Source organism: Paenibacillus lacisoli, from assembly GCF_030580655.1.
Lineage (GTDB): Bacteria > Bacillota > Bacilli > Paenibacillales > Paenibacillaceae > Paenibacillus > Paenibacillus lacisoli.
On sequence record NZ_JAUQTB010000005.1, the window covers coordinates 184,563 to 203,941 of the forward strand.

Consider the following 19,379-nt stretch of genomic DNA (forward strand, 5'->3'; position numbering starts at 1 on the left):
GATTATGTTGTGAGTCTTCTTCAGAGGTCTGGTTACTAGCCCTTAACAGCAGCCCTATCAGCGTACGTATCCCGTATCCGTCAGTCTTTGGAATAGTCACGGATCCGCGGCGGGATGAGGGATACATCAACCGGCTCATAAGAGATATCCGGTCCATCTGCTGTCCATTTGGCAATCGTCGTCTTCAGGAATTCATCATCGTTACGGTCCGGGAAGTCCGGCTTGTAGTGTGCGCCGCGGCTTTCATCACGGAGCAGCGCACCTTTGGTCATTGCTTCAGCCAGCTCAAGCATGTTCCAGAGCTGACGGGTAAAGGCAGCACCTGCATTGTTCCACTGCGATGCATCATTGATGTTAATGCGGTGGTAACGCTCCTTCAGCTCCTTGATTTTGCCGATGGTAGCTTCCAGCTTGTCATTGTAACGTACCACTGTCATATTATTGGTCATCCATTCACCCAGCTCACGGTGAATGACATAAGCATTCTCGCTTCCATCCATGCGGAGGATGTTCTGGTATTTCTGTTCCTGGCGGTTCTTGTAGCCGTCAAATACGGATGAGGATACGTCCTGTACCGATTTCTTCAGACCCTTGATATATTCTACGGCCTTCGGTCCGGCCATCATGCCGCCGAAGATGGCCGAGACGAGCGAATTGGCTCCCAGACGGTTCGCACCATGATACTGGTACTCACATTCGCCTGCTGCGAACAGCCCCGGAATGTTAGTCATCTGGTTGTAATCGACCCACATGCCGCCCATCGAATAATGGACAGCCGGGAAGATCTTCATTGGAATTTTACGCGGATCATCACCCATGAATTTTTCATAGATTTCAATGATGCCGCCCAGCTTGACATCGAGCTCCTTCGGATCCTTGTGGGAAAGATCCAGGTATACCATGTTCTCTCCGTTAACGCCAAGACCCATATCGACACAGACATGGAAGATTTCCCGGGTTGCGATATCACGCGGCACCAGATTGCCGTAGGAAGGATACTTCTCTTCAAGGAAGTACCAAGGTTTGCCGTCCTTGTAGGTCCAGATCCGGCCGCCCTCACCGCGGGCGGATTCGGACATCAGGCGCAGCTTGTCGTCGCCCGGAATCGCTGTCGGGTGAATCTGGATGAATTCCCCGTTCGCATAGTGCACGCCCTGCTGATATACCGCACTCGCCGCCGTTCCTGTGTTGATCACCGAGTTGGTGGTACGTCCGAAGATAATGCCCGGTCCGCCGCTGGCCAGAATCACAGCGTCGGCAGCGAAGGTCTGCACTTCCATGCTGCGCAGATTCTGACCGACGATGCCGCGGCAGATCCCCTCGTCATCAATCACAGCCTGCAGGAACTCCCAGTTCTCGTATTTCGTTACGAGACCTGCGGATTCCCAGCGGCGGACCTGTTCATCCAGCGCGTACAGCAGCTGCTGGCCGGTGGTTGCACCTGCAAATGCCGTACGGTGATGCTTCGTTCCGCCGAAGCGGCGGAAATCCAGCAGACCTTCCGGTGTCCGGTTGAACATTACGCCCATCCGGTCCATCAGGTGAATGATGCCAGGTGCTGCTTCACACATCGCCTTAACCGGCGGCTGATTAGCTAGGAAGTCACCGCCGTATACGGTATCGTCAAAATGAATCCAAGGAGAGTCGCCCTCCCCTTTTGTATTTACGGCTCCGTTAATGCCGCCCTGTGCACACACAGAGTGCGAGCGTTTAACCGGAACCAGAGAAAACAAATGAACATGGACGCCTGCCTCAGCGGCCTTGATTGTGGACATGAGGCCTGCCAGGCCTCCGCCCACAACAATGATATTGGATGCTGCCATATGACCCACTCCTTCTTAACTGATGACTGCTTTCACGGTATTGATAAACGCGGTAGTCTGATCAAACTCCGCGCTGCGGAAGACAAACAGAGTAACAATAAACATGATGGCTACAACGGCGAACAGTATCATACAGATGTAGGAAGACACACGCTGTGCACGCGGTCCAACCGTAATGCCCCATGCCACGAGGAAGGACCAGAGGCCGTTCGCAAAGTGGAAGGAGGTGGACACTACACCAATGAGGTAGAAAATGAAGAAGACCGGCTGGGTGACGATATTGTGCATCAGCCCTCCAAGCTCTTCATGTGTGACCTGCCCCAGAGCCACCTGGAAACGGGTATCGTACACGTGCCAGATAATAAATACGAATGTAACAATGCCGCTGACCCGCTGCAGGGTATAACGCCAGTTGCGCTCATAACCGTACCGGTTAACATTGGGCTTCGCCTGATAGGCGATATAGAGACCATAAATTCCGTGGAACAGAAGCGGAAGATAGATCAGTACCGTCTCCAGCACGATCACGAGCGGAAGGCCATTCAGGAAGGCTACGCTTTTGTTGAAGCCGTCCAAGCCTCCTTCCACCGCGGAGAAGTTGGTGATCAAATGCTCCAGGAAGAACAGCCCGAGCGGAATAACGCCGAGCAATGAATGCAGCTTTCTGGAATAATACCCTTTCATAAACGGTCATTCCCCTTTCCCATAGATAGCGTTTTCAATAGTACTTTTTACATTTTATAAAAGAAGGTAAACTACTCCCTGGATAGGAAGGATCGACAAATTGCTCCATTTTTCCATGTTGTGAACAACTTGTGTCATTGTTCATGTTACTCTTTTTCAACTTATAATGGAATTGCAATATACTTATTAATTGTTATAACCTAGAGACATAAGATAGAAACCGCTATCACTTTCTTCACCTCTTCCCATCCAATATGGTCTCAAGGAGTGAATCCTCTTTGTTTGAAGATATGAATGCATTCGCAATCGTTGTTGAGCAGTCGAGTCTGAACCGTGCCTCCAAGCTGCTTAATCTCTCTCAGCCCGCATTGTCCCGCAAAATCGCCAAACTGGAGAGCGAGCTGGGCGTTACCCTGTTCGACCGCCGGGGCAAACGTCTTGAGCTGACCAGTGTCGGCCAGATCACGTACACGTTCGCATTGGAGCAGCGGCGGCGGCAGAGCCAGTTCCTCCAGACCCTCTCCCAGTTCAAAAGCGAGCTTCCGCGTTCGCTTACGCTCGGCGCGAGCCTGACTACTCTTCAGACGACGCTCCCCTCGCTGATGAATGAGTTCATGGAACGGCATCCCCAGACCGAGATGAAGCTGCTGACCGGTAAAACGCTGGAGATTGTCTCTTCTGTAAGGGATAAAAAGGTGGACGTCGGTCTGATCGGCTCCTATATTGATGAACCTGGTCTGGTGTGCATCCCCCTGTTTGACGACCATCTGGAGCTGGTTATTCCCCAGAGTCATCCTTTTGTCTCACGCTCCCGCCAGGCACGCCTTGAAGAGCTGCAGGGCCAGCCGATGATTATGTTCTCCAAAGGGACGCTCTACCGCCGGATGACGGACGATCTGTTCCAGCGGTTTGGCGTCATGCCTGACATCAGGACAGAGATCGATTCCTTTGAAGCTATTGTGCGGTTACTCCCCATCTTCAAGGCGTCCGCCCTGCTGCCCAAATCGTATCTGCGCGGACAGCTGCTGCGGGACAACGAGCTGGTCTCCTTTCATATTCCCGAGCTTGAGCAGACCCGCCGGACGACCTGCCTGATTTATGACGACACCGTCGAGCACAGTCCGACAGCCTTGTATTGGATTACAGAAACGCAGCAGTCCTTCGCCGCCATCCATAGTACCTCATAAGAACAAAAAAGGCTCCATGAGCTGCCTTCTTGGCAGACATTGGAGCCTGAATGTTGTGCTAGGCTGGGTTCCGGCTGTTTTCACCGTTAATTTCCAGCCCCAGCCGCCGCGCTGCCCAGGCTGTCGTGCTTGCCTGCAGCAGGATGGTCAGCATGATGGCCATGAATGTCACTGAGGCGATAATCTCGCCATGGGCAACGCCCGTTGCAATAATAATACCGGACAGCGCAGCCGGAATCACCCCGGTCTCCCGGACCCACATCATGAAGAGAAGCTCCTGCCAAGACCATCGTGATTGGCGGTCAGGCAGTGCGGAGACGAGAACCGTCAGTGGACGCGCGGCCAGCATCAGGATCAGAACTACACCCAGACTTGGCCAAAAATAGTGACCTAGTGCCTGGAAGTTAACCTGGCTGCCCAGGAGAATGAAGATCAGCATGCGCATCATCAGCGTCAGATTGTCCGCAACCATTCCCATCTCGTTCATCTTGGCCTCCATAGAGAGACCGAAGATATGCGCATTCCCCCAGATTAACCCGGCCGCAAAAGCAGCCATATACCCGCTGACATGCAGGAGATCGCCGGCGAGGTACGAAGATAGGGCCACCACAATCATTGCAATCGTTGTATACTCCTGCAAAATGCCGATTCTCAGATGCGCAACCAGATAATTCACACCAGCTGCAAGGATGAAGCCGATGACGATGCCCCCGATAGCCGTTCTGAGAAAGTCCCAGGTCATCGTCTGTACATGAAGCCGGCCTCCTTCCACAGCCGCTAGCAGCGCAAAAGTAACAATCGAGCCTGTCGCATCATTAAAAGCCGACTCACTCTCCACCGTAATGCGTACCCGCTCACGTATGCTTACTTGGCGGAAAACGGGAATGATGGAAGCCGGATCGGTCGAAGCAATAACCGCGGCGACCAGCAGAGCGAACATCCAGTCTATGCCGAACAGGTAGTGAACGCCTGTCCCGACAATGCCCACAGTCACCAGGACGCCGGGGACACTCAGCATGGACACTGTAAGCCAGACTTTCCGTAGGCCCTCCAGACGCAAATTTCGTCCCCCGTCGAACAGAATCAATACAGAACCTGCTGTCAAAATAAATTGATTAATCACCGAGCTGCCCGGTTCATGAATGAGACCGAGTCCGGGTCCGATCAGCATGCCTGCCGCGATAAAAAGCACAACGTCCGGCAGCTTCAGCAGGGCAGCGAAACGGCCGGCAAACATGCCGACCGCCAGAATGAATAATAGTAGAAGTAATACATGGTGGATCATTTCCGTAGCCGAGGATTCCATAGCTGTTCCCTTCTCTTCTTGACGAATATATTGCCTCATTTGTTATTTTCTAATAAGACCTATTCTAATGAGACCTATTATGATTATTTCCCCGGTAATTACACATTTACTACCTGCTGCTCAAACTGTGTAATATTTTCGTTCGAACCGATCACGACCATAATATCCCCCTGACGGAGCTGGTCCATTGCTGTTGGTGCAATAATAATGCCTTCCGGCTTGTGTACGGCTACAATGCTGCAGCCATAACGGGCGCGGGAGTTCACTTCAGATAATGTCTTACCGTTCAGACATCCGGGCACTGTTAATTCCACGATGCTGTAATCCTTGGACAGCTCAATATAATCAAGCAAATTCGGGGTTACCAGCTGATGAGCAACCCGCACGCCCATGTCCCGTTCAGGATAGATAACCCGGTCTACACCAAGTTTGGTAAGCGCGCGCCCGTGCAAAGTCGAGATGGCCTTAGCGACAACCTGATTGACACCCAGCTCCTTCAGCAGGATGGTGGCCAGAATACTCATCTGGATGTCATCACCAATCGCAACGATCCCGCAGTCAAAGTTGCGGATACCGAGAGACCGGAGCGTCTCTTCATCCGTTGCGTCAGCGATCACCGCATGAGTCAGGAGCTCGCTCATCTCGTGCACCACATCTTCGTCACGGTCGATGCCGAGCACCTCATATCCCAGTTCCATGAGCTCCAGCGCAAGGCTGGAGCCGAAGCGGCCCAAACCGATTACCGCAAATTGCTGTATCTTCATTATCCTTGTCATACTCCCTTATCCAATAATCATTTTACCTTCCGGATGGCGGTACAGCTCTTTGCCTTTCTTAGGTCCAAGCGCGTACGCCAGAGTCAGCGGTCCAAGACGGCCCGCAAACATCGTTATACAGATCAGCACTTTGCCGATCGTCGTTAAATGGGGGGTCAGCCCCATCGATAGCCCTACGGTACCGAAGGCCGAAGTCGTCTCGAATAATATACTGAGAAAACTCGCGCTCTCCGTTGTTGTCAGGGCCATCGTGACCATAATGACCAGCAGCAGAGCCAGCAGAGAAATAGTCAGTGCCTTGAAAATTCGCTCCTGCGCCAGACGGTACCGGAACATCACGATATCATCACGACCGCGGATCATCGCAATCACAGCACCGATCATGATCGTAAAGGTCGTCGTCTTGATACCGCCGCCGGTAGATCCTGGTGAAGCCCCTATAAACATAAGAATAATAATGAAAAACTGTGTGGCCTGCCGCAGGCCGCCGATATCCAGCGTATTAGCGCCTGCCGTACGTGGTGTGACCGACTGGAAAAACGCACCGAGCAGCTTGCCTCCCCAGTTCAGGGAACCGAGCGTTCTCGGATTAGTGAATTCAAAGATGAAAATAACAACCGCACCGAACACAATCAGAAACGCCGTCATCGACAATACCACCTTGGTATGCAGTGACAGCTTACGGTTCTTCCGGTATTCAACCAGATCAGACATGACCACAAATCCGATGCCCCCGGAAATGATAAGAAACATAGCCACAAAGTTCACTATTGGATCATATACATAACCGGTCAAACTCCGGTATTCGCCAAACAGGTCAAACCCCGCATTATTAAACATGGAGATGGAATGCCAAATTCCAAAATAAACAGCTCTTCCGAAAGGCATATCGAAAGCCCAGCGGGCAGCGAACAGCGCCGCGCAGACCGCCTCAATCGTCAACGAATAGATCATGACCTTACGGATCAGACGCACAATTCCTTCCATCGTATTCTGATTCATCGCCTCCTGGAGAATCAGACGGTCTCGCAGTGAAATCCGGCGCTTGAATACGAGTGCTACCAAGGTAGCCATGGTCATAAACCCCAGACCACCCAGCTGAATAAGAAGCATAATGACAACCTGACCGAATGTAGTAAAATCAAGCCCGGTATCTCTCACGACAAGCCCGGTCACACAGGTGGCAGATGTGGCAGTAAACAAAGCATCTATAAAAGGCAGATGCCTGCCGCTGGTGTTGGAGACGGGCAGCATTAACAGCAGGCCGCCGAGCAAAATAATGGCTGCAAAACCCAATACCAGAATCCGGGGGGGAGATAACTTCAGCCATTTCAGCTTTGAATTCAACCGTTTCACCTCATTTGTAAATTCACGAAAAAAAGACACCGGAAAACCCGTGTCTACTGGTTCCTGCTGATGATCACCTACGAGGTTAGCTGACGGATTCGGACATATGCAGGCTGCCCTATTCGGTCGGCAGCGCCGTCCGAAATTCACCCCAATTCATGGTTCCCCCGTTTTCCTATGGAAATTCGGTTATCTTATTTGATTCGCTGCTTGTTTTTATCTTTTGTACATTTGCATAGAGATTATAATGCTAGTTACCTGTGCACACAAAAATGGTTTAGTCGGAATTAGCCCGATTTTGACCAAAAAGCTTCAATCCGGCTGATCGCAAGCAGTTTTTCCATCTCTTTCACACACTTTCTGTTTTTTTCATCCACTATCATCTTAAATGTAAGGTACTGGTTATTAAGCCTCCCCGTATGCTATTGTTAAATTTGTTGTACCCGGCCTCGGGCCTGGGCAGAATAACAGGGATTAGGCTTGAACAAGGAGGAATTAGATGAAAAGTTCTATAGGATCAGAGACTGCTGAAGCATCCGCAAATCAATACAGAAGGCTGATTGTACTGGCCGTGATCGGCCTTGTGCTATTCTTTGTTCTTCAAATTATGCTCCCGTCACTGACAAATCAGTCATCGGATCTGCCGGAAGGCGGCATGATTACCAAAGAGCAGGCCGCTCAGAAGGCCCGGCAGTTTGCAGACAGCGTATGGGGGCCTGGAACGGAAGCAGGCGAGCCGCTCGTTATCTATCATTCCAGATCGGACTTTTACGGCTACTTGTCCAAGGAGAATTTAATCGGGGATTATGATAAGAAATGGAACCGCAAGTATCCTTATGACGTATTCCGTGTCCAGTTAAAAGGAGCGGCGAACGGTCAGGATGCAGCCGTCGACATCAATATGAGCAGCGGCCAAACCGTCGGCTTCCAGGTTAAGAGTAGTGACAAGAATGCAGCCCGGGCTGCCGCAACGGAGGACCCGGCTGCCAAAGATATGCTGATGCGCATCGCTGAGAGCGGCATGCAGCTGAACGAGAAGGAGCAGCTGGCGGGACCGGTGCTGAAGCTCTTCGGATATGACCCCTCCCAGCTCGAATTGATGACAGGGACCGATCAGTCGGGACTGACCTACCGCGTCAAGGATGCCGCAATCGGTCAGTCCAGGCTTGAGCTGAAATTCGCTTTTGAACAGGGAGCCGTTACGGCCTTTGCACCCGTCTTTTCCGTTCCGGCTGCCCACACTCAATATGTTGATGATCAGACCAAGCTGGCTAATTGGCTGTATTGGATCGGTTATGTGGTCCTGACCTTTATCCTGGGCGTGCTCGCCATCGTGTACAGCATTCTTACACGGCACCACACCAGCTTCGCCCGCGGGGCGGCCTTATCGGTTATCTACTTTGTGGTAGCCATGGTCGGCACACTGAATATGCTGCCTGCTCTGCAGGCAAGCGGAACCACCGGCGGCATTCTGGTATTCGGCATGATCATCCAGGCTATGTACACGCTCGTGATGGCTGTCATACTCTATCTCTCCCTTGTTGGAGGCGACGGGTTATGGCGGAAGCAGGGAAGAAATCTGTGGCTGCGCGCTTCTGAGCCAGGCTTCGCTTCCTACACGCTGCACAGTATGTACCGCGGTTACCTCTGGGCCTTGATCCTGCTGGGCGTGCAGTCGGTCATCTTCGTGATCCTGCAGCTGACCATCCATACCTGGTCTACCACGGACGAGACACAGTCCCCTTACAACACGATCTATCCGTGGCTGATGCCGATTCTGGCGTGGATGGCCGGAATCGGAGAAGAAGGGGTGTACCGTCTATTCGGTATTCCAATGCTGAAGAAGATCGTCCGCAGCACCTTTGTGGCGAGCCTGCTGTCCTCGCTGATCTGGGCTTTCGGCCATACGCTGTATCCGATCTACCCGGTCAGCACACGCCCGATCGAGCTTGCCATCATCGGTTTGCTCTTCAGCTTTGTGTTCCTGCGCTACGGCTTTGCTACGGTCGTATTCAGCCATGTGGTATTTGACAGTGTACTTATGGGCATCAGCCTGATTGCCATGGGAGACGCAGTTAACGTTATTGCAGGCATATTCTGGATCGTTCTTCCGGCCATTGTCGGTTACGTGATCTATCGTTTTAACCGCAACCGCAAGTTTGCACCACAGCAGCCGGCTGTACAGCCTTATGGTACAGCCGGCCCGGGAACGGTGGAATAACTTCTGTCAGCCTCAAATATTCACATATCAAGCAAAGTGACTTCAATCAAAAGAGCCTTAGCCCTGTCAGAAGGGGCTAAGGCTCTTTTGATTGAACTACTGCATTTACTGCTCATCTTCACGCAAGGCCGCAATGATCTGCCGGGCCAGCTTGTCGCCAATAGACAGCGGGCGGAAGTCCTCAACACTGGCCTCACGAATCTTCTTAAGCGAGCCAAAGTGCTTCAGCAGAAGCTTGCGCCGCTTCTCGCCAATCCCCGGAATGGAGTCCAGCTTGGAGGTCACCATCGACTTGCCGCGCTGTTCCCGGTGGAACGTAATTGCGAACCGGTGGACCTCCTCCTGGATACGCTGCAGGAGGTAAAACTCCTCACTGTTGCGCGGAAGGGCTACAACCTCAGCTGTATCCCCCATCAGCAGCTGTGAAGTTTTATGCTTGTTATCCTTCACCAGCCCGCATACCGGAATGAAGAGACCCAGCTCATTCTGCAGCACATCCATGGCTGCAGAGATCTGGCCTTTACCGCCGTCTACAATGATCAGATCCGGCTGCTCCAGTCCTTCCTTAAGCACCCGTTCATAGCGGCGGCGGACCACCTCACGCATCGTATCATAATCATCCGGTCCTTCAACCGAACGGATCTTGTACTTGCGGTATTCTTTCTTGTCCGCCTTGCCGTCAATGAATACGACCATGGCGGATACCGGATCTGCCCCCTGAATGTTCGAGTTATCAAAAGCCTCGATCCGGTGCATGGAAGGCAGACCAATCGCTTCACCCAGCGCGGCTGCTGCCTTGACTGTCCGTTCCTCATCACGTTCAATCAGACGGAATTTCTCATCAAGAGATACGCGCGCATTATCAGCGGCCATTCCTGTCATCTGGCGCTTCAGACCCCGCTGCGGTACCAGAACCTTTACCTCCAGCCATTCCTGCAGCGCTGCTGCGGCAGTAACCGGGTCTTCCAGTCCGGCACCCGACACACTCTCCTGGCTGCCGCTGTCCTCATCACTCTCTGCCTCCAGACGGTCTCCAATAGATTCACTTTCGTCCGAACCAGCCGTGTAGGCACCTTCTCCAGACGCCTCTGCGACCAGCAGACCCTCCATTGTCTTCGGCTGCTCTGCGGCTGCGGCAGTCGGTGCGATGCCTGAAACGGTTTCTCCATGGCCTGGAGAAGCTGTTTCTGCGGGTACCACATCCAGACCGGGGAGCAGAATCTCATGCGGCAAGGCCGGGTTGTCACTGTAATACTGGGTGACAAAGGACATAAAGTCACTATATGCCTCGCCATAGAAAGGGAACGTCGACGTATGGCGTTCAATCATTTTACCCTTGCGGACATACAGAATCTGCACACACATCCAGCCTTTATCCACCGCGAAGCCAAACACATCACGGTCTTTGGAATCCGCCGTCGTAATCTTCTGCTTCTCCATAATCGCGTCAATGCTGATAATCTGGTCACGCAGTTCCTTGGCCCGTTCAAAATACAAATCTTCGGCGGCCTCCTGCATCTTGCGCTGCAGATCCTTTTTGATCTCCTCATGCCCCCCGCTCAGGAAAGAGCCGATCTCCTGGCCGATCTGGTCATAGGTCTCCTTGCTCACTTCCTTAACACACGGCCCCAGACATTGGTGCATATGATAGTAAAGGCAGACCTCTTTAGGCATCACACCGCACTTGCGCAGCGGATACATCCGGTCCAGCAGCTTTTTGGTCTGGTGGGCTGCATACGAATTCGGGTAGGGCCCGAAATATTTGGCTTTATCTTTTAACACCCTGCGGGTTACTTCCAGCCGAGGATGGGCTTCATTCGTAATTTTGAGATATGGAAACGTCTTGTCATCCTTAAGCAGTACATTGTAACGAGGCTGGTGCTTTTTGATCAGGTTGCATTCGAGAATCAGTGCCTCCATGTTGCTGCCGGTTACGATATATTCAAAATCGCGGATCTCGGAAACGAGCCGCTGTGTCTTTCCATTATGGCTGCCGGTAAAATAGGAACGTACCCGGTTCTTGAGTACCTTTGCTTTACCTACATAAATAATAGTGCCTTCCCGGTTCTTCATCAGATAGCAGCCTGGCAGATCAGGCAGCAGTGCCAGCTTGTGGCGAATGTTCTCCATGGCCTTCTCCTGTTCCCTTACCAAGTCCGCAAACTCTTCCATACGATTCTGGTCCTCCTCTCCATGGTGGACAAGCAGCGCCTATTGTAACATTCAGGGACAATAACGCAAAAAACGCCCCCGGTTCAAACCGGAGGCTGTGTTCAGCAGGCCGGAACTGGGTTTACAGTCCGGTACATGCTGAATTATTGATGTTTGGCAATGATGCCTTTCAATGCTTCTTTGGAGTTCAGACCTACCACTTTATCCACAGGCTGACCGTCTTTGAAGAAGATCAGGGTAGGAATACTCATTACGCCAAAGCGGGAAGCGGATTCCGGATTCTCATCCACGTTCACCTTCGCAATTTTCACATCGTCGCCCAATTCCGTGGACAATTCATCCAGAATTGGAGCAAGCATTTTACAAGGGCCGCACCACGGTGCCCAAAAATCAACCAAAACCGTTCCTTGGCCTTCAACCTCGTTCTTGAAGGATTGGTCGGATACGTTCACAATAGCCATGAGAATTCCTCCTTATAGGAAACTTCATTATAATATAACCCAAAGTGCCGGAATCGACACGTGATCAGTATAGCATAATAAACTCTTGATTGTGAAACAAAAGGAGGATCTTCATCAAATCCTCACTGACCGCCGCGCTGATTGTCACCCTTGACCTTGACTACATCTACGAACGGCCGAATCCGGTCCATCAGACGCTGCCCCTTATAAATCTCCTCGCCGTCCTTACTCGTGAAGCTCAGATGCTTCTCCAGTCCTTCCAGCGAATAATTGGAGGTATACAAGGTTGGCTTCCGGTTCATTCTGTAATTCAGAATCGAGCCCAGTACATGGTCCCGTACCCACGGGCTCAGGTTTTCTGCACCGATATCGTCGAAGATCAGCAGATCGCAGTTCTTCAACATATCCGTCGTATCCTTTAGCTTCTGTCCATCCTGGAACATGGATTTGAGGTCTTCTACGAAATCAGGCATGTAGACGATGACACCCGTGTAACCCACCAATGCCAGCTCATGGAGAAGATATCCCATCAGGAACGTCTTTCCTGTACCAAAAGAACCCTCCAAATAAAGGCCTGTCGTAGGCAGCCCCTTCTCCTTCACTTCGTTGATATAGCGGAAAACCTGGTTGACTGCAGGCGCACGCTGCAGATCCTTGCGGGCAATCTCAACCGCATTATACCCTTCCTTCAGAGCTCGCTCATCCACATAGAAGCTGCGGATCCGCTGCCTTACCTGCTGTTCACGCTGCCAGGCGAGCTGCAGGGCGCAAGGAGCCCGGCGCTCCACAATTTCTGGAATTCCGTTGATGTCCTCGACGGTCAGCTTGCAGTAATGCCCCTGAAAATCATTCGGGCATCGTTCCAGTCCCGGGCAGTTATCACAGCTGCGGCGGTCTTTGGTGTACTGGTACAGCTTGCTCATGTTGATTCTAAGCAGCCTCTCATCCACTTCGGGGTGTTCAGCTCTGAATTCGCGCACAAGCGGGTCGCCCATCAGTTCTCCGGTCAGACGTTCGGAACGCTCCTTAAACGATGAACTCTGCATCCGCTGGAGCAGTTCTCCCAGTGATTCCATCTTCCGCCCTCCTCTCGGTCAATCCTCAATCTTCTATATTTAAACGGCTCTACATACCGCTTTTCTTCTTGCCTGCCTGCATCTGCTCCGCCATACGCAGCAGCTCCTCGAATTCCTCTTCCGAGACAGCATCCCCGCCGGCTTCATCCTGTACAATCGGTATTTCCGGCTTCAGCTTGCCCTGTCGTCCGGCATATCCGCGATTACGCGGAGCGCTGCCGCCGGAGGCTGCATTTTTCCCCTTAACCTTCGACTGGTCCCGTATGTACTGTACGGCCTTCTCATAGGTATTTATTTGCTTGAGCAGCATATTCGAGGCTACCGCCTCGACAAAATTACGATTGATCCGCTGGTCGCTTCCCTTAACAAGCAGTGACATCAGGTAATGGATCAGTACATTGATCACTTCAGCTGGCAGCTTGTAGCTCAGGTCAATTTTCTCGAATATATCGATCAGATTAGAAGGCACCGAACCTGGGAAGAATGTCTTAAGCAGACGTGTGTACGGCTCATTGCGCAGCATCATATTATACTGGTGCACATCACATTTGGACTCAAATTGCGGAGGAACTTCAACATAATACTCCATCTCAACCATGTGTTCTTCCTGCAGTTCATCCGTCTCTTCCGTCTGCCGCAGGGCAATGACCTTGGCGGCATGGACTTCCTGCTGCTCCCGGCGTTTACGCTCCTGACGGGACACGAGGCTGGCCTGATGCTGAAGCTCGTCCAGCAGCAGGGCACCCTGCGTATCAAAGATTCCGTCCTCATCCAGCAGCCGGCAGATATCTGGAATATCCAGATCAAACTTCCGGACGACGTAATTGAGCATGCTGAACTGTTCGTGATCGAAGCGCAGCTGTTCTACATAACGGCGGTTGGCCGACTCCCGCGGGAAACGTAAAATAATATCCGCATAGTTCAGACTGTCCTCTTCCTTGACGGCAAGCGGGCCGCTCTGACGTGCAGTCGACACTTCCGTCAAGGCCTGTTCCAGCTCGTAGTCGATCACATGCGTGTTTAATTCGAAAATATCATAGAAGGGAACCGATATGTTCTCCTTATTATAGGAAGATTGGGGCCACTCGGCAGCTTCGCTGCTCCAGAGGGAAGCACGCAGAGCCAGCACGGCAAACTTGCCGATCTTGTCGCGCAGAAGCAGCGTAAGATGCTGGGTACGGAAGAACTCGTTCGGCGATAAGGGTGCCTGCAGTTCATACTCGTACATATAATCATCCGTCTCCGGCATGTAGAGGCGGCTGGTCTGAAGCAGACCGACAGCTTCCAGCAGCGATGCCTGTTCCATCAGGTACTTACGCCCCTTCTCACTTGGCTCCAGCCCCAGCGTGAGGAACAGCCTGCGCTGCTGCTCCAGCGGTGAATACCCGACCTGCTCGGCAGGCACGTGCTGGCAGAGAAGCTTATACAGGCCCATTGCAAAGGCCCCGACCATCGGCTGATATACATTACTGAGCATACGCTCATCAATGGCGCTAAGGCCAAACTCCCTGTATACACAGTAGCGATGATTCTCTGTAAAATGCAGCAGGCTTTTCATCCGCATCGCCCCATCTTCCTTTCCCGTTTCATGTTTCTCTATTCTATCATATCTGCCTGTACGTTAAATCCTTAAAATGAGCCAAAATATTTGGGAATGCTCCCTTTTATTCGGCCATCATTCGTTATAGAACGACATACGCCGACCTTCATATTCGAGCGGCAAAGAGTCAGTTTACAGCAAACGGTACGACAAATCAATGGACATCCGAAGGCAGTTCTTATGAATTTTAAGTGAAATTATCGTCCATGATTTGCCCGGCCTTAGCGCTTGGGATACAATGTAAGAGTCAATCTAATGACTGTGAATTACATCCAATGCTTACATATATGACAGGAGTGAATAATCAATGAGCGATGCCGCAATGACGCTGGAGGGCTGGTACGCCCTGCACGATTTCCGATCCATTGACTGGACGGCTTGGAAGGCAGCGGATGATGAGGAGCGTGCTGTAGCCCTCGATGAGCTGCAGGCGTTTATGAAAGAATGGACAACGGCGGAGGAAGCTGGTCAAGGAAGTTCTACCGTCTACACGGTGGTAGGACAGAAAGCGGATTTCGTTATGTTCCATCTGCGCGAGACACTGGAAGATCTCAAACATTTGGAGAACGAGTTCAACAAAACTACTTTTGCCAAATATACGACCAAATCGTATTCCTATGTCAGTGTGGTGGAGCTGAGCAACTACCTGGGCAAGGACGGCGGGGATCCATACCAAAACCCGGAAATCATGGCGCGCCTGAAGCCAATTCTGCCCAAGAACCGTTATATCTGTTTCTACCCGATGAACAAAAAACGCGATCTGAACGACAACTGGTATATGCTGTCCATGGAAGAACGCCGGGGAATGATGCGCAGTCACGGTATGATCGGCCGCAGTTATGCAGGCAAGGTCAAACAGATTATTACCGGTTCGGTAGGTTTGGATGACTGGGAATGGGGCGTTACCCTGTTCTCAGACGATGCACTGCAGTTCAAAAAGCTGGTGTACGAAATGCGCTTTGACGAGGTCAGTGCACGTTATGGTGAATTCGGTTCTTTCTACGTTGGCAGCCTGCTGGATGAGGGATCCTTTGAGGAAATGCTCAAGCTCTAAATCCACCTAATGATTCAACAATAAGTATAAATACAGCAAAGAGACCCTCCGCCTGTCCTGGCAGCCCGAGGGTCTCTTTGCTGTCTGCAGCTCCTGCGATCTAGAAAAAGCGTCCCTTCTTCAGCACCAGCGGAATGCCGCCGATGATGAACAGATAGCGCATATCTACAATCTTCTTCAATTGGGCAGCTGTCCATCCCTTCATCTTGCGCCCGCCGACAACCGCTACTGCCTCTCCCTTACCCAAGGAGGCCACCGTCCCCTTGTTGCTGAAGACGAACTTGTGCGGCTGGCGTCTGCGGATGGCGGCCACTACATTCCTTGCACAGGTGACTCCCTGCTGCATCGCGATCTGGGCCGTAGGCGGATAAGGACGCCCTTCCGGGTTGAAGAACAAAGAGTTGTCACCAATGATGAAAATGTGATCGTATCCCGGCGCACGCAGAAACTCATCTACCTTAACCCGTCCACGCATAACTTCAAAACCGGCGTCCTCAATAATATGGTTGCCGCGGATACCGCCGGTCCACACGATGGTCTGGGCCTGAATCTTCTCCCCTTCACCTACGATGACACCGTCAGGAAGACATTCTTTAATCGGTACTCCAATCCGAAAAGTAACACCCTTGCGCTTCAGCACGTCCATAGCGTATTCTACCAGCTCGGGATCAAAACCCGGCAGCGCTGTGGGGGCAGCCTCGACATTGTAGATGTTGACCCGGTTGGGATCTACATCGAATTCACGGCACAAAACGGGAATCCGATCCGCCAGTTCGGCCACAAACTCAATGCCGCTGAAGCCGGCCCCTCCTACCACAAAATTCAGCCGTGACTCTCTGCGGTCGTTCTTGTATAAGGCAAACTGGTACTCTACATGTTCACGGATCATCCGAACGGAATTGATACTGCGGATCGTCATCGCATGTTCCTTCATTCCCCGGATACCGAAGGTCTCCGGCTCTCCGCCAAGACCGATCACCAGATAGTCGTAGGTGAGCAGGCCGTCTTCCAGGATAACTTTCTTCTCTTGAACCCGGATTTCCTTGACTGTGGATTTGACGAGATCAATTTTGAATTCATCAATCAGCTTTGAGATGGGAACCCGTGAGTGTTCGATCGTATCCGTCCCGGCTGCCGGCATGTGCAAATGGGTGGTAATATAGTGATAGTCATGGCGGTTGACGAGCGTGACATCGGCCTCATTATATTTTAATTCTTTTTGCAGCCGCTGCGCTGTCAGTATCCCCCCGTAACCAGCACCCAAAATCACGATTTTGGGAATATTGCTCATGGTTTAACCCCTTCCGGTTTGTTTCGCTCCATTTCCATTATTGTATATGGTGGACAGCTTGTGGCACCAGCTTTATACATTCCTCTCCTTAGTATTCACAGCAGTCATTGAATATAGTCGTTTTTTTGAAGGACCGGCATGGTCCGGGAGCTCTGTCATAGCCGACTTTCCAAAGCAGGTTACCAGCGTTTATAATGAATAGCAGTTAAGCTTTTTACATACCCGTGTTTGAAAGGATACGAATGTGAAAGGTTAGCCAGCAGCGCTGCTCTGGCGGCAGCTGACGGTTTGATATTTTAGCGGAGGTGCATCACCTGTGACAGTTCAAGACCACAACGGTTCCATAACCGATCTGATTATTATCGGAGGCGGCCCGGCCGGCCTCTTCGCCGCATTCTACGGCGGGATGCGCCAGGCTTCCGTAACACTGATTGAGAGCATGCCCCAGTTGGGCGGGCAGCTCGCCGCTCTCTATCCAGAGAAGTATATTTATGACGTGGCCGGATTCCCAAAAATAACAGCTCAGGAGCTTGTCAACAATCTGGTTCAGCAGATGAACCATTTTAATCCTCATATTGTACTCGAAGAGAAGGTCGTCTCGGTTGAGAAGCTGGAAGAGCGCCACTTTGTCGTAAGAACAGATAAGAATGAATACCACAGCAAAGCCGTAATTATTACAGCCGGTGTAGGGGCATTCGAGCCTCGCCGTCTGGAACTCCCGGAAGCTGCCCGATTCGAAGGAAAGAACCTGCATTACTTCGTCAGCGATCTGAGCAAATTCGCAGGCCGGAAAGTATTGATCAGCGGCGGTGGTGATTCTGCTGTAGACTGGGCACTGATGCTGGAGCCAATTGCAGCTGAAGTTACGCTGATTCACCGTCGCGACAAATTCAGAGCACATGAACACAGCGTGGAGAATCTTATGGCTTCCAAGGTGCGCGTTGTGACCCCAACCGAAATCGTGAGTCTGCATGGCGATGAAACCATTACCAGCGTTACCTTGTCTGATGTGAAAACAAAGAAAACGCAGGAGATCCAAGTCGATGATGTGATCGTCAACTTCGGATTTGTGTCTTCGCTCGGACCGATTGCCGAGTGGGGGATCGAGATCAGCAGCAACTCCATCGTTGTTGATACCCGCCAGGAGACTAATATTCCGGGCATCTTTGCAGCCGGGGACATCACGACCTATCCGGGCAAGCTGAAGCTGATTGCAGTAGGTTTCGGTGAAGCACCTACGGCCGTGAATAACGCGAAAGTATATCTGGATCCGGACGCCAAGCTGTCCCCGGGTCACAGCAGTAACATGAAGATGTAGCACCCAGTCAAGAGACAATTATATTCCACAGAAAAAAGGGTATCTTACTCCTGAAGATAACATTCTCAGGAGGAGATACCCTTGTCTTATATGTGCCCTTTGTGCAACGGTCTGGAAGCAGTTACAAGGCCATGTCCCCGCTGCGGACAATGGATGAGCAACTCCGGGCAACCGGAAGATTATGCCGGACCTTACAGTCCCTATTCCTCTGTTGATACCAGCGAGCTTCATTCCGTTCACCCTGGCGGCTGTCCCCATCTGTTCACCTGTCCACATTGTCACCACGATGAAGTGTATGTCGTCCCCGTTCTCATCGCGCAGGAGAGTCTCACAGAGACTCCATCTGGACTTCATGGACAGGCAGGCACATTGTAGAACGATTCCTTACAGGTGTACACCTTGCCTGCTGCAGATTCCATTAATGAAGAACGGCTAACGCGTTAGCGTTAACGTCCAGCTCACGTTTGCGAATCTCAGCCAGGAGAAGTGCGATGAAGTCGCGCTCAAGATTAAGCTGGATTGCCATATGATAAGAATCCAACAGCATCTCATCGGTTAGCATAGCCATCTCTGACACAACCTTTCCTTAAATTTCCTAATTCATTCTATCAAATAAATAAAAAGAGAACAAGCGTTCCTGTTATCCACAACCTTCTGTGGAAATGATGTGCACAACCTGTTGGTAAATCCAAGAAAGTCTTGTAAATGGCAGGGGATAATGTGGATAAAGGTTATACACAGCTGCTGTGGACGAATCCGGCTCTTAAAATATTTCTTTGAAAATACAATGTAAGTAGTTTCAGAACTTTGAATTCGCCATGTATATAGTTACAAATACCATATATTGATTACATTATAGCATTACATTCCATATATTGCTGTACAAAAACAAAATCAATCCCAAACGTTATCAATTTTTTCCAAAGTTTGGACTATAGATATATTTACCCTCCCATCTCTTATAAGAATCATTTTCTGAAAAATTAAATAAAGGATCGGGCATCTTATAGCAAAAGAGTGAACTGACTTTACACACCTTTATCAACAAAGATATATTTAGATA

The 19,379-nt window shown here is 51.1% G+C and carries 16 protein-coding genes and 1 riboswitch; of the genes, 5 read left to right on the forward strand and 11 right to left on the reverse strand.

The features are described from left to right. Positions 1 to 80 precede the first annotated feature (80 nt). Both sdhA and Q5741_RS11520 read right to left on the reverse strand, forming a co-directional pair. Complete coding sequence (gene sdhA / locus Q5741_RS11515) at positions 81 to 1,823, reverse strand: succinate dehydrogenase flavoprotein subunit (RefSeq protein ID WP_305024235.1); 1,743 nt, start codon at positions 1,821 to 1,823, stop codon at positions 81 to 83. 15 nt (positions 1,824 to 1,838) lie between these two features. Beyond that, positions 1,839 to 2,507: a succinate dehydrogenase cytochrome b558 subunit gene (locus Q5741_RS11520; protein WP_305024236.1), complete on the reverse strand. Its 669-nt coding sequence runs from the start codon at positions 2,505 to 2,507 to the stop codon at positions 1,839 to 1,841. Between the two features lie 278 nt (positions 2,508 to 2,785). On the opposite strand from Q5741_RS11520, the gene Q5741_RS11525 reads away from it, so the two are divergent. Next, entirely contained in the window at positions 2,786 to 3,694 is a 909-nt protein-coding gene (locus Q5741_RS11525; protein ID WP_305024237.1) for a LysR family transcriptional regulator, read from the forward strand. A gap of 58 nt (positions 3,695 to 3,752) precedes the next feature. Here the strand turns inward: Q5741_RS11525 and Q5741_RS11530 are convergent, their stop codons facing one another. The 3 genes from Q5741_RS11530 to Q5741_RS11540 form a co-directional block, all read right to left on the reverse strand. Beyond that, complete coding sequence (locus tag Q5741_RS11530) at positions 3,753 to 5,000, reverse strand: cation:proton antiporter (protein WP_305024238.1); 1,248 nt, start codon at positions 4,998 to 5,000, stop codon at positions 3,753 to 3,755. 98 nt (positions 5,001 to 5,098) lie between these two features. Then, positions 5,099 to 5,764, reverse strand: coding sequence for a potassium channel family protein (locus Q5741_RS11535; protein WP_305024239.1), 666 nt, complete (start codon positions 5,762 to 5,764; stop codon positions 5,099 to 5,101). An 18-nt stretch (positions 5,765 to 5,782) separates the two neighbouring features. Then, positions 5,783 to 7,123 carry a TrkH family potassium uptake protein gene (locus tag Q5741_RS11540; RefSeq protein ID WP_305024240.1) on the reverse strand — a complete coding sequence of 447 codons (1,341 nt, stop codon included), beginning with the start codon at positions 7,121 to 7,123 and terminating at the stop codon, positions 5,783 to 5,785. Between the two features lie 59 nt (positions 7,124 to 7,182). Further along, positions 7,183 to 7,324: riboswitch (cyclic di-AMP (ydaO/yuaA leader) on the reverse strand. A gap of 298 nt (positions 7,325 to 7,622) precedes the next feature. Between Q5741_RS11540 and Q5741_RS11545 the strand changes: the two genes are divergently transcribed. Then, positions 7,623 to 9,344 carry a CPBP family intramembrane glutamic endopeptidase gene (locus Q5741_RS11545; protein ID WP_305024241.1) on the forward strand — a complete coding sequence of 574 codons (1,722 nt, stop codon included), beginning with the start codon at positions 7,623 to 7,625 and terminating at the stop codon, positions 9,342 to 9,344. A 105-nt stretch (positions 9,345 to 9,449) separates the two neighbouring features. On the opposite strand, the gene uvrC is transcribed toward Q5741_RS11545, so the two are convergent. The 4 genes from uvrC to Q5741_RS11565 all read right to left on the reverse strand — a co-directional run bounded on the left by uvrC (position 9,450) and on the right by Q5741_RS11565 (position 14,617). Continuing rightward, positions 9,450 to 11,516, reverse strand: coding sequence for an excinuclease ABC subunit UvrC (gene uvrC, locus Q5741_RS11550; protein WP_305024242.1), 2,067 nt, complete (start codon positions 11,514 to 11,516; stop codon positions 9,450 to 9,452). Positions 11,517 to 11,659: 143 nt separating this feature from the next. After that, a complete protein-coding gene (gene trxA, locus Q5741_RS11555) occupies positions 11,660 to 11,977 on the reverse strand; it encodes a thioredoxin (RefSeq protein ID WP_305024243.1) in 318 nt (105 codons plus the stop codon). 122 nt (positions 11,978 to 12,099) lie between these two features. Beyond that, a complete protein-coding gene (dnaI, locus tag Q5741_RS11560) occupies positions 12,100 to 13,053 on the reverse strand; it encodes a primosomal protein DnaI (RefSeq protein ID WP_305024244.1) in 954 nt (317 codons plus the stop codon). A 49-nt stretch (positions 13,054 to 13,102) separates the two neighbouring features. Beyond that, positions 13,103 to 14,617, reverse strand: coding sequence for a DnaD domain protein (locus Q5741_RS11565; RefSeq protein ID WP_305024245.1), 1,515 nt, complete (start codon positions 14,615 to 14,617; stop codon positions 13,103 to 13,105). A gap of 343 nt (positions 14,618 to 14,960) precedes the next feature. Between Q5741_RS11565 and hemQ the strand changes: the two genes are divergently transcribed. Continuing rightward, positions 14,961 to 15,707 carry a hydrogen peroxide-dependent heme synthase gene (hemQ, locus tag Q5741_RS11570; RefSeq protein WP_305024246.1) on the forward strand — a complete coding sequence of 249 codons (747 nt, stop codon included), beginning with the start codon at positions 14,961 to 14,963 and terminating at the stop codon, positions 15,705 to 15,707. A gap of 100 nt (positions 15,708 to 15,807) precedes the next feature. Here the strand turns inward: hemQ and Q5741_RS11575 are convergent, their stop codons facing one another. Continuing rightward, positions 15,808 to 16,998: an NAD(P)/FAD-dependent oxidoreductase gene (locus Q5741_RS11575; protein WP_305024247.1), complete on the reverse strand. Its 1,191-nt coding sequence runs from the start codon at positions 16,996 to 16,998 to the stop codon at positions 15,808 to 15,810. A gap of 316 nt (positions 16,999 to 17,314) precedes the next feature. Between Q5741_RS11575 and Q5741_RS11580 the strand changes: the two genes are divergently transcribed. Continuing rightward, positions 17,315 to 18,316 carry an NAD(P)/FAD-dependent oxidoreductase gene (locus Q5741_RS11580; protein WP_305024248.1) on the forward strand — a complete coding sequence of 334 codons (1,002 nt, stop codon included), beginning with the start codon at positions 17,315 to 17,317 and terminating at the stop codon, positions 18,314 to 18,316. A 153-nt stretch (positions 18,317 to 18,469) separates the two neighbouring features. Then, on the forward strand, positions 18,470 to 18,691 hold the full coding sequence (locus tag Q5741_RS11585; RefSeq protein WP_305024249.1) for a hypothetical protein: 222 nt from the start codon (positions 18,470 to 18,472) through the stop codon (positions 18,689 to 18,691). A gap of 43 nt (positions 18,692 to 18,734) precedes the next feature. Here Q5741_RS11585 and sda read toward each other — a convergent pair whose 3' ends face one another. Next, positions 18,735 to 18,884: a sporulation histidine kinase inhibitor Sda gene (sda, locus tag Q5741_RS11590; protein WP_305024250.1), complete on the reverse strand. Its 150-nt coding sequence runs from the start codon at positions 18,882 to 18,884 to the stop codon at positions 18,735 to 18,737. Positions 18,885 to 19,379: the final 495 nt, after the last annotated feature.

What these genes read in the sequence shown, in the direction of transcription:
- uvrC (WP_305024242.1), bottom strand. Translation starts at nt 11,516, where the DNA reads ATGGAAGAGTTTGCGGACTTGGTAAGGGAACAGGAGAAGGCCATGGAG.
- sdhA (WP_305024235.1), bottom strand. Translation starts at nt 1,823, where the DNA reads ATGGCAGCATCCAATATCATTGTTGTGGGCGGAGGCCTGGCAGGCCTC.
- Q5741_RS11565 (WP_305024245.1), bottom strand. Translation starts at nt 14,617, where the DNA reads ATGCGGATGAAAAGCCTGCTGCATTTTACAGAGAATCATCGCTACTGT.
- Q5741_RS11575 (WP_305024247.1), bottom strand. Translation starts at nt 16,998, where the DNA reads ATGAGCAATATTCCCAAAATCGTGATTTTGGGTGCTGGTTACGGGGGG.
- Q5741_RS11530 (WP_305024238.1), bottom strand. Translation starts at nt 5,000, where the DNA reads ATGGAATCCTCGGCTACGGAAATGATCCACCATGTATTACTTCTACTA.
- dnaI (WP_305024244.1), bottom strand. Translation starts at nt 13,053, where the DNA reads ATGGAATCACTGGGAGAACTGCTCCAGCGGATGCAGAGTTCATCGTTT.
- sda (WP_305024250.1), bottom strand. Translation starts at nt 18,884, where the DNA reads ATGGCTATGCTAACCGATGAGATGCTGTTGGATTCTTATCATATGGCA.
- hemQ (WP_305024246.1), top strand. Translation starts at nt 14,961, where the DNA reads ATGAGCGATGCCGCAATGACGCTGGAGGGCTGGTACGCCCTGCACGAT.
- Q5741_RS11520 (WP_305024236.1), bottom strand. Translation starts at nt 2,507, where the DNA reads ATGAAAGGGTATTATTCCAGAAAGCTGCATTCATTGCTCGGCGTTATT.
- Q5741_RS11535 (WP_305024239.1), bottom strand. Translation starts at nt 5,764, where the DNA reads ATGAAGATACAGCAATTTGCGGTAATCGGTTTGGGCCGCTTCGGCTCC.
- trxA (WP_305024243.1), bottom strand. Translation starts at nt 11,977, where the DNA reads ATGGCTATTGTGAACGTATCCGACCAATCCTTCAAGAACGAGGTTGAA.
- Q5741_RS11585 (WP_305024249.1), top strand. Translation starts at nt 18,470, where the DNA reads ATGAGCAACTCCGGGCAACCGGAAGATTATGCCGGACCTTACAGTCCC.
- Q5741_RS11545 (WP_305024241.1), top strand. Translation starts at nt 7,623, where the DNA reads ATGAAAAGTTCTATAGGATCAGAGACTGCTGAAGCATCCGCAAATCAA.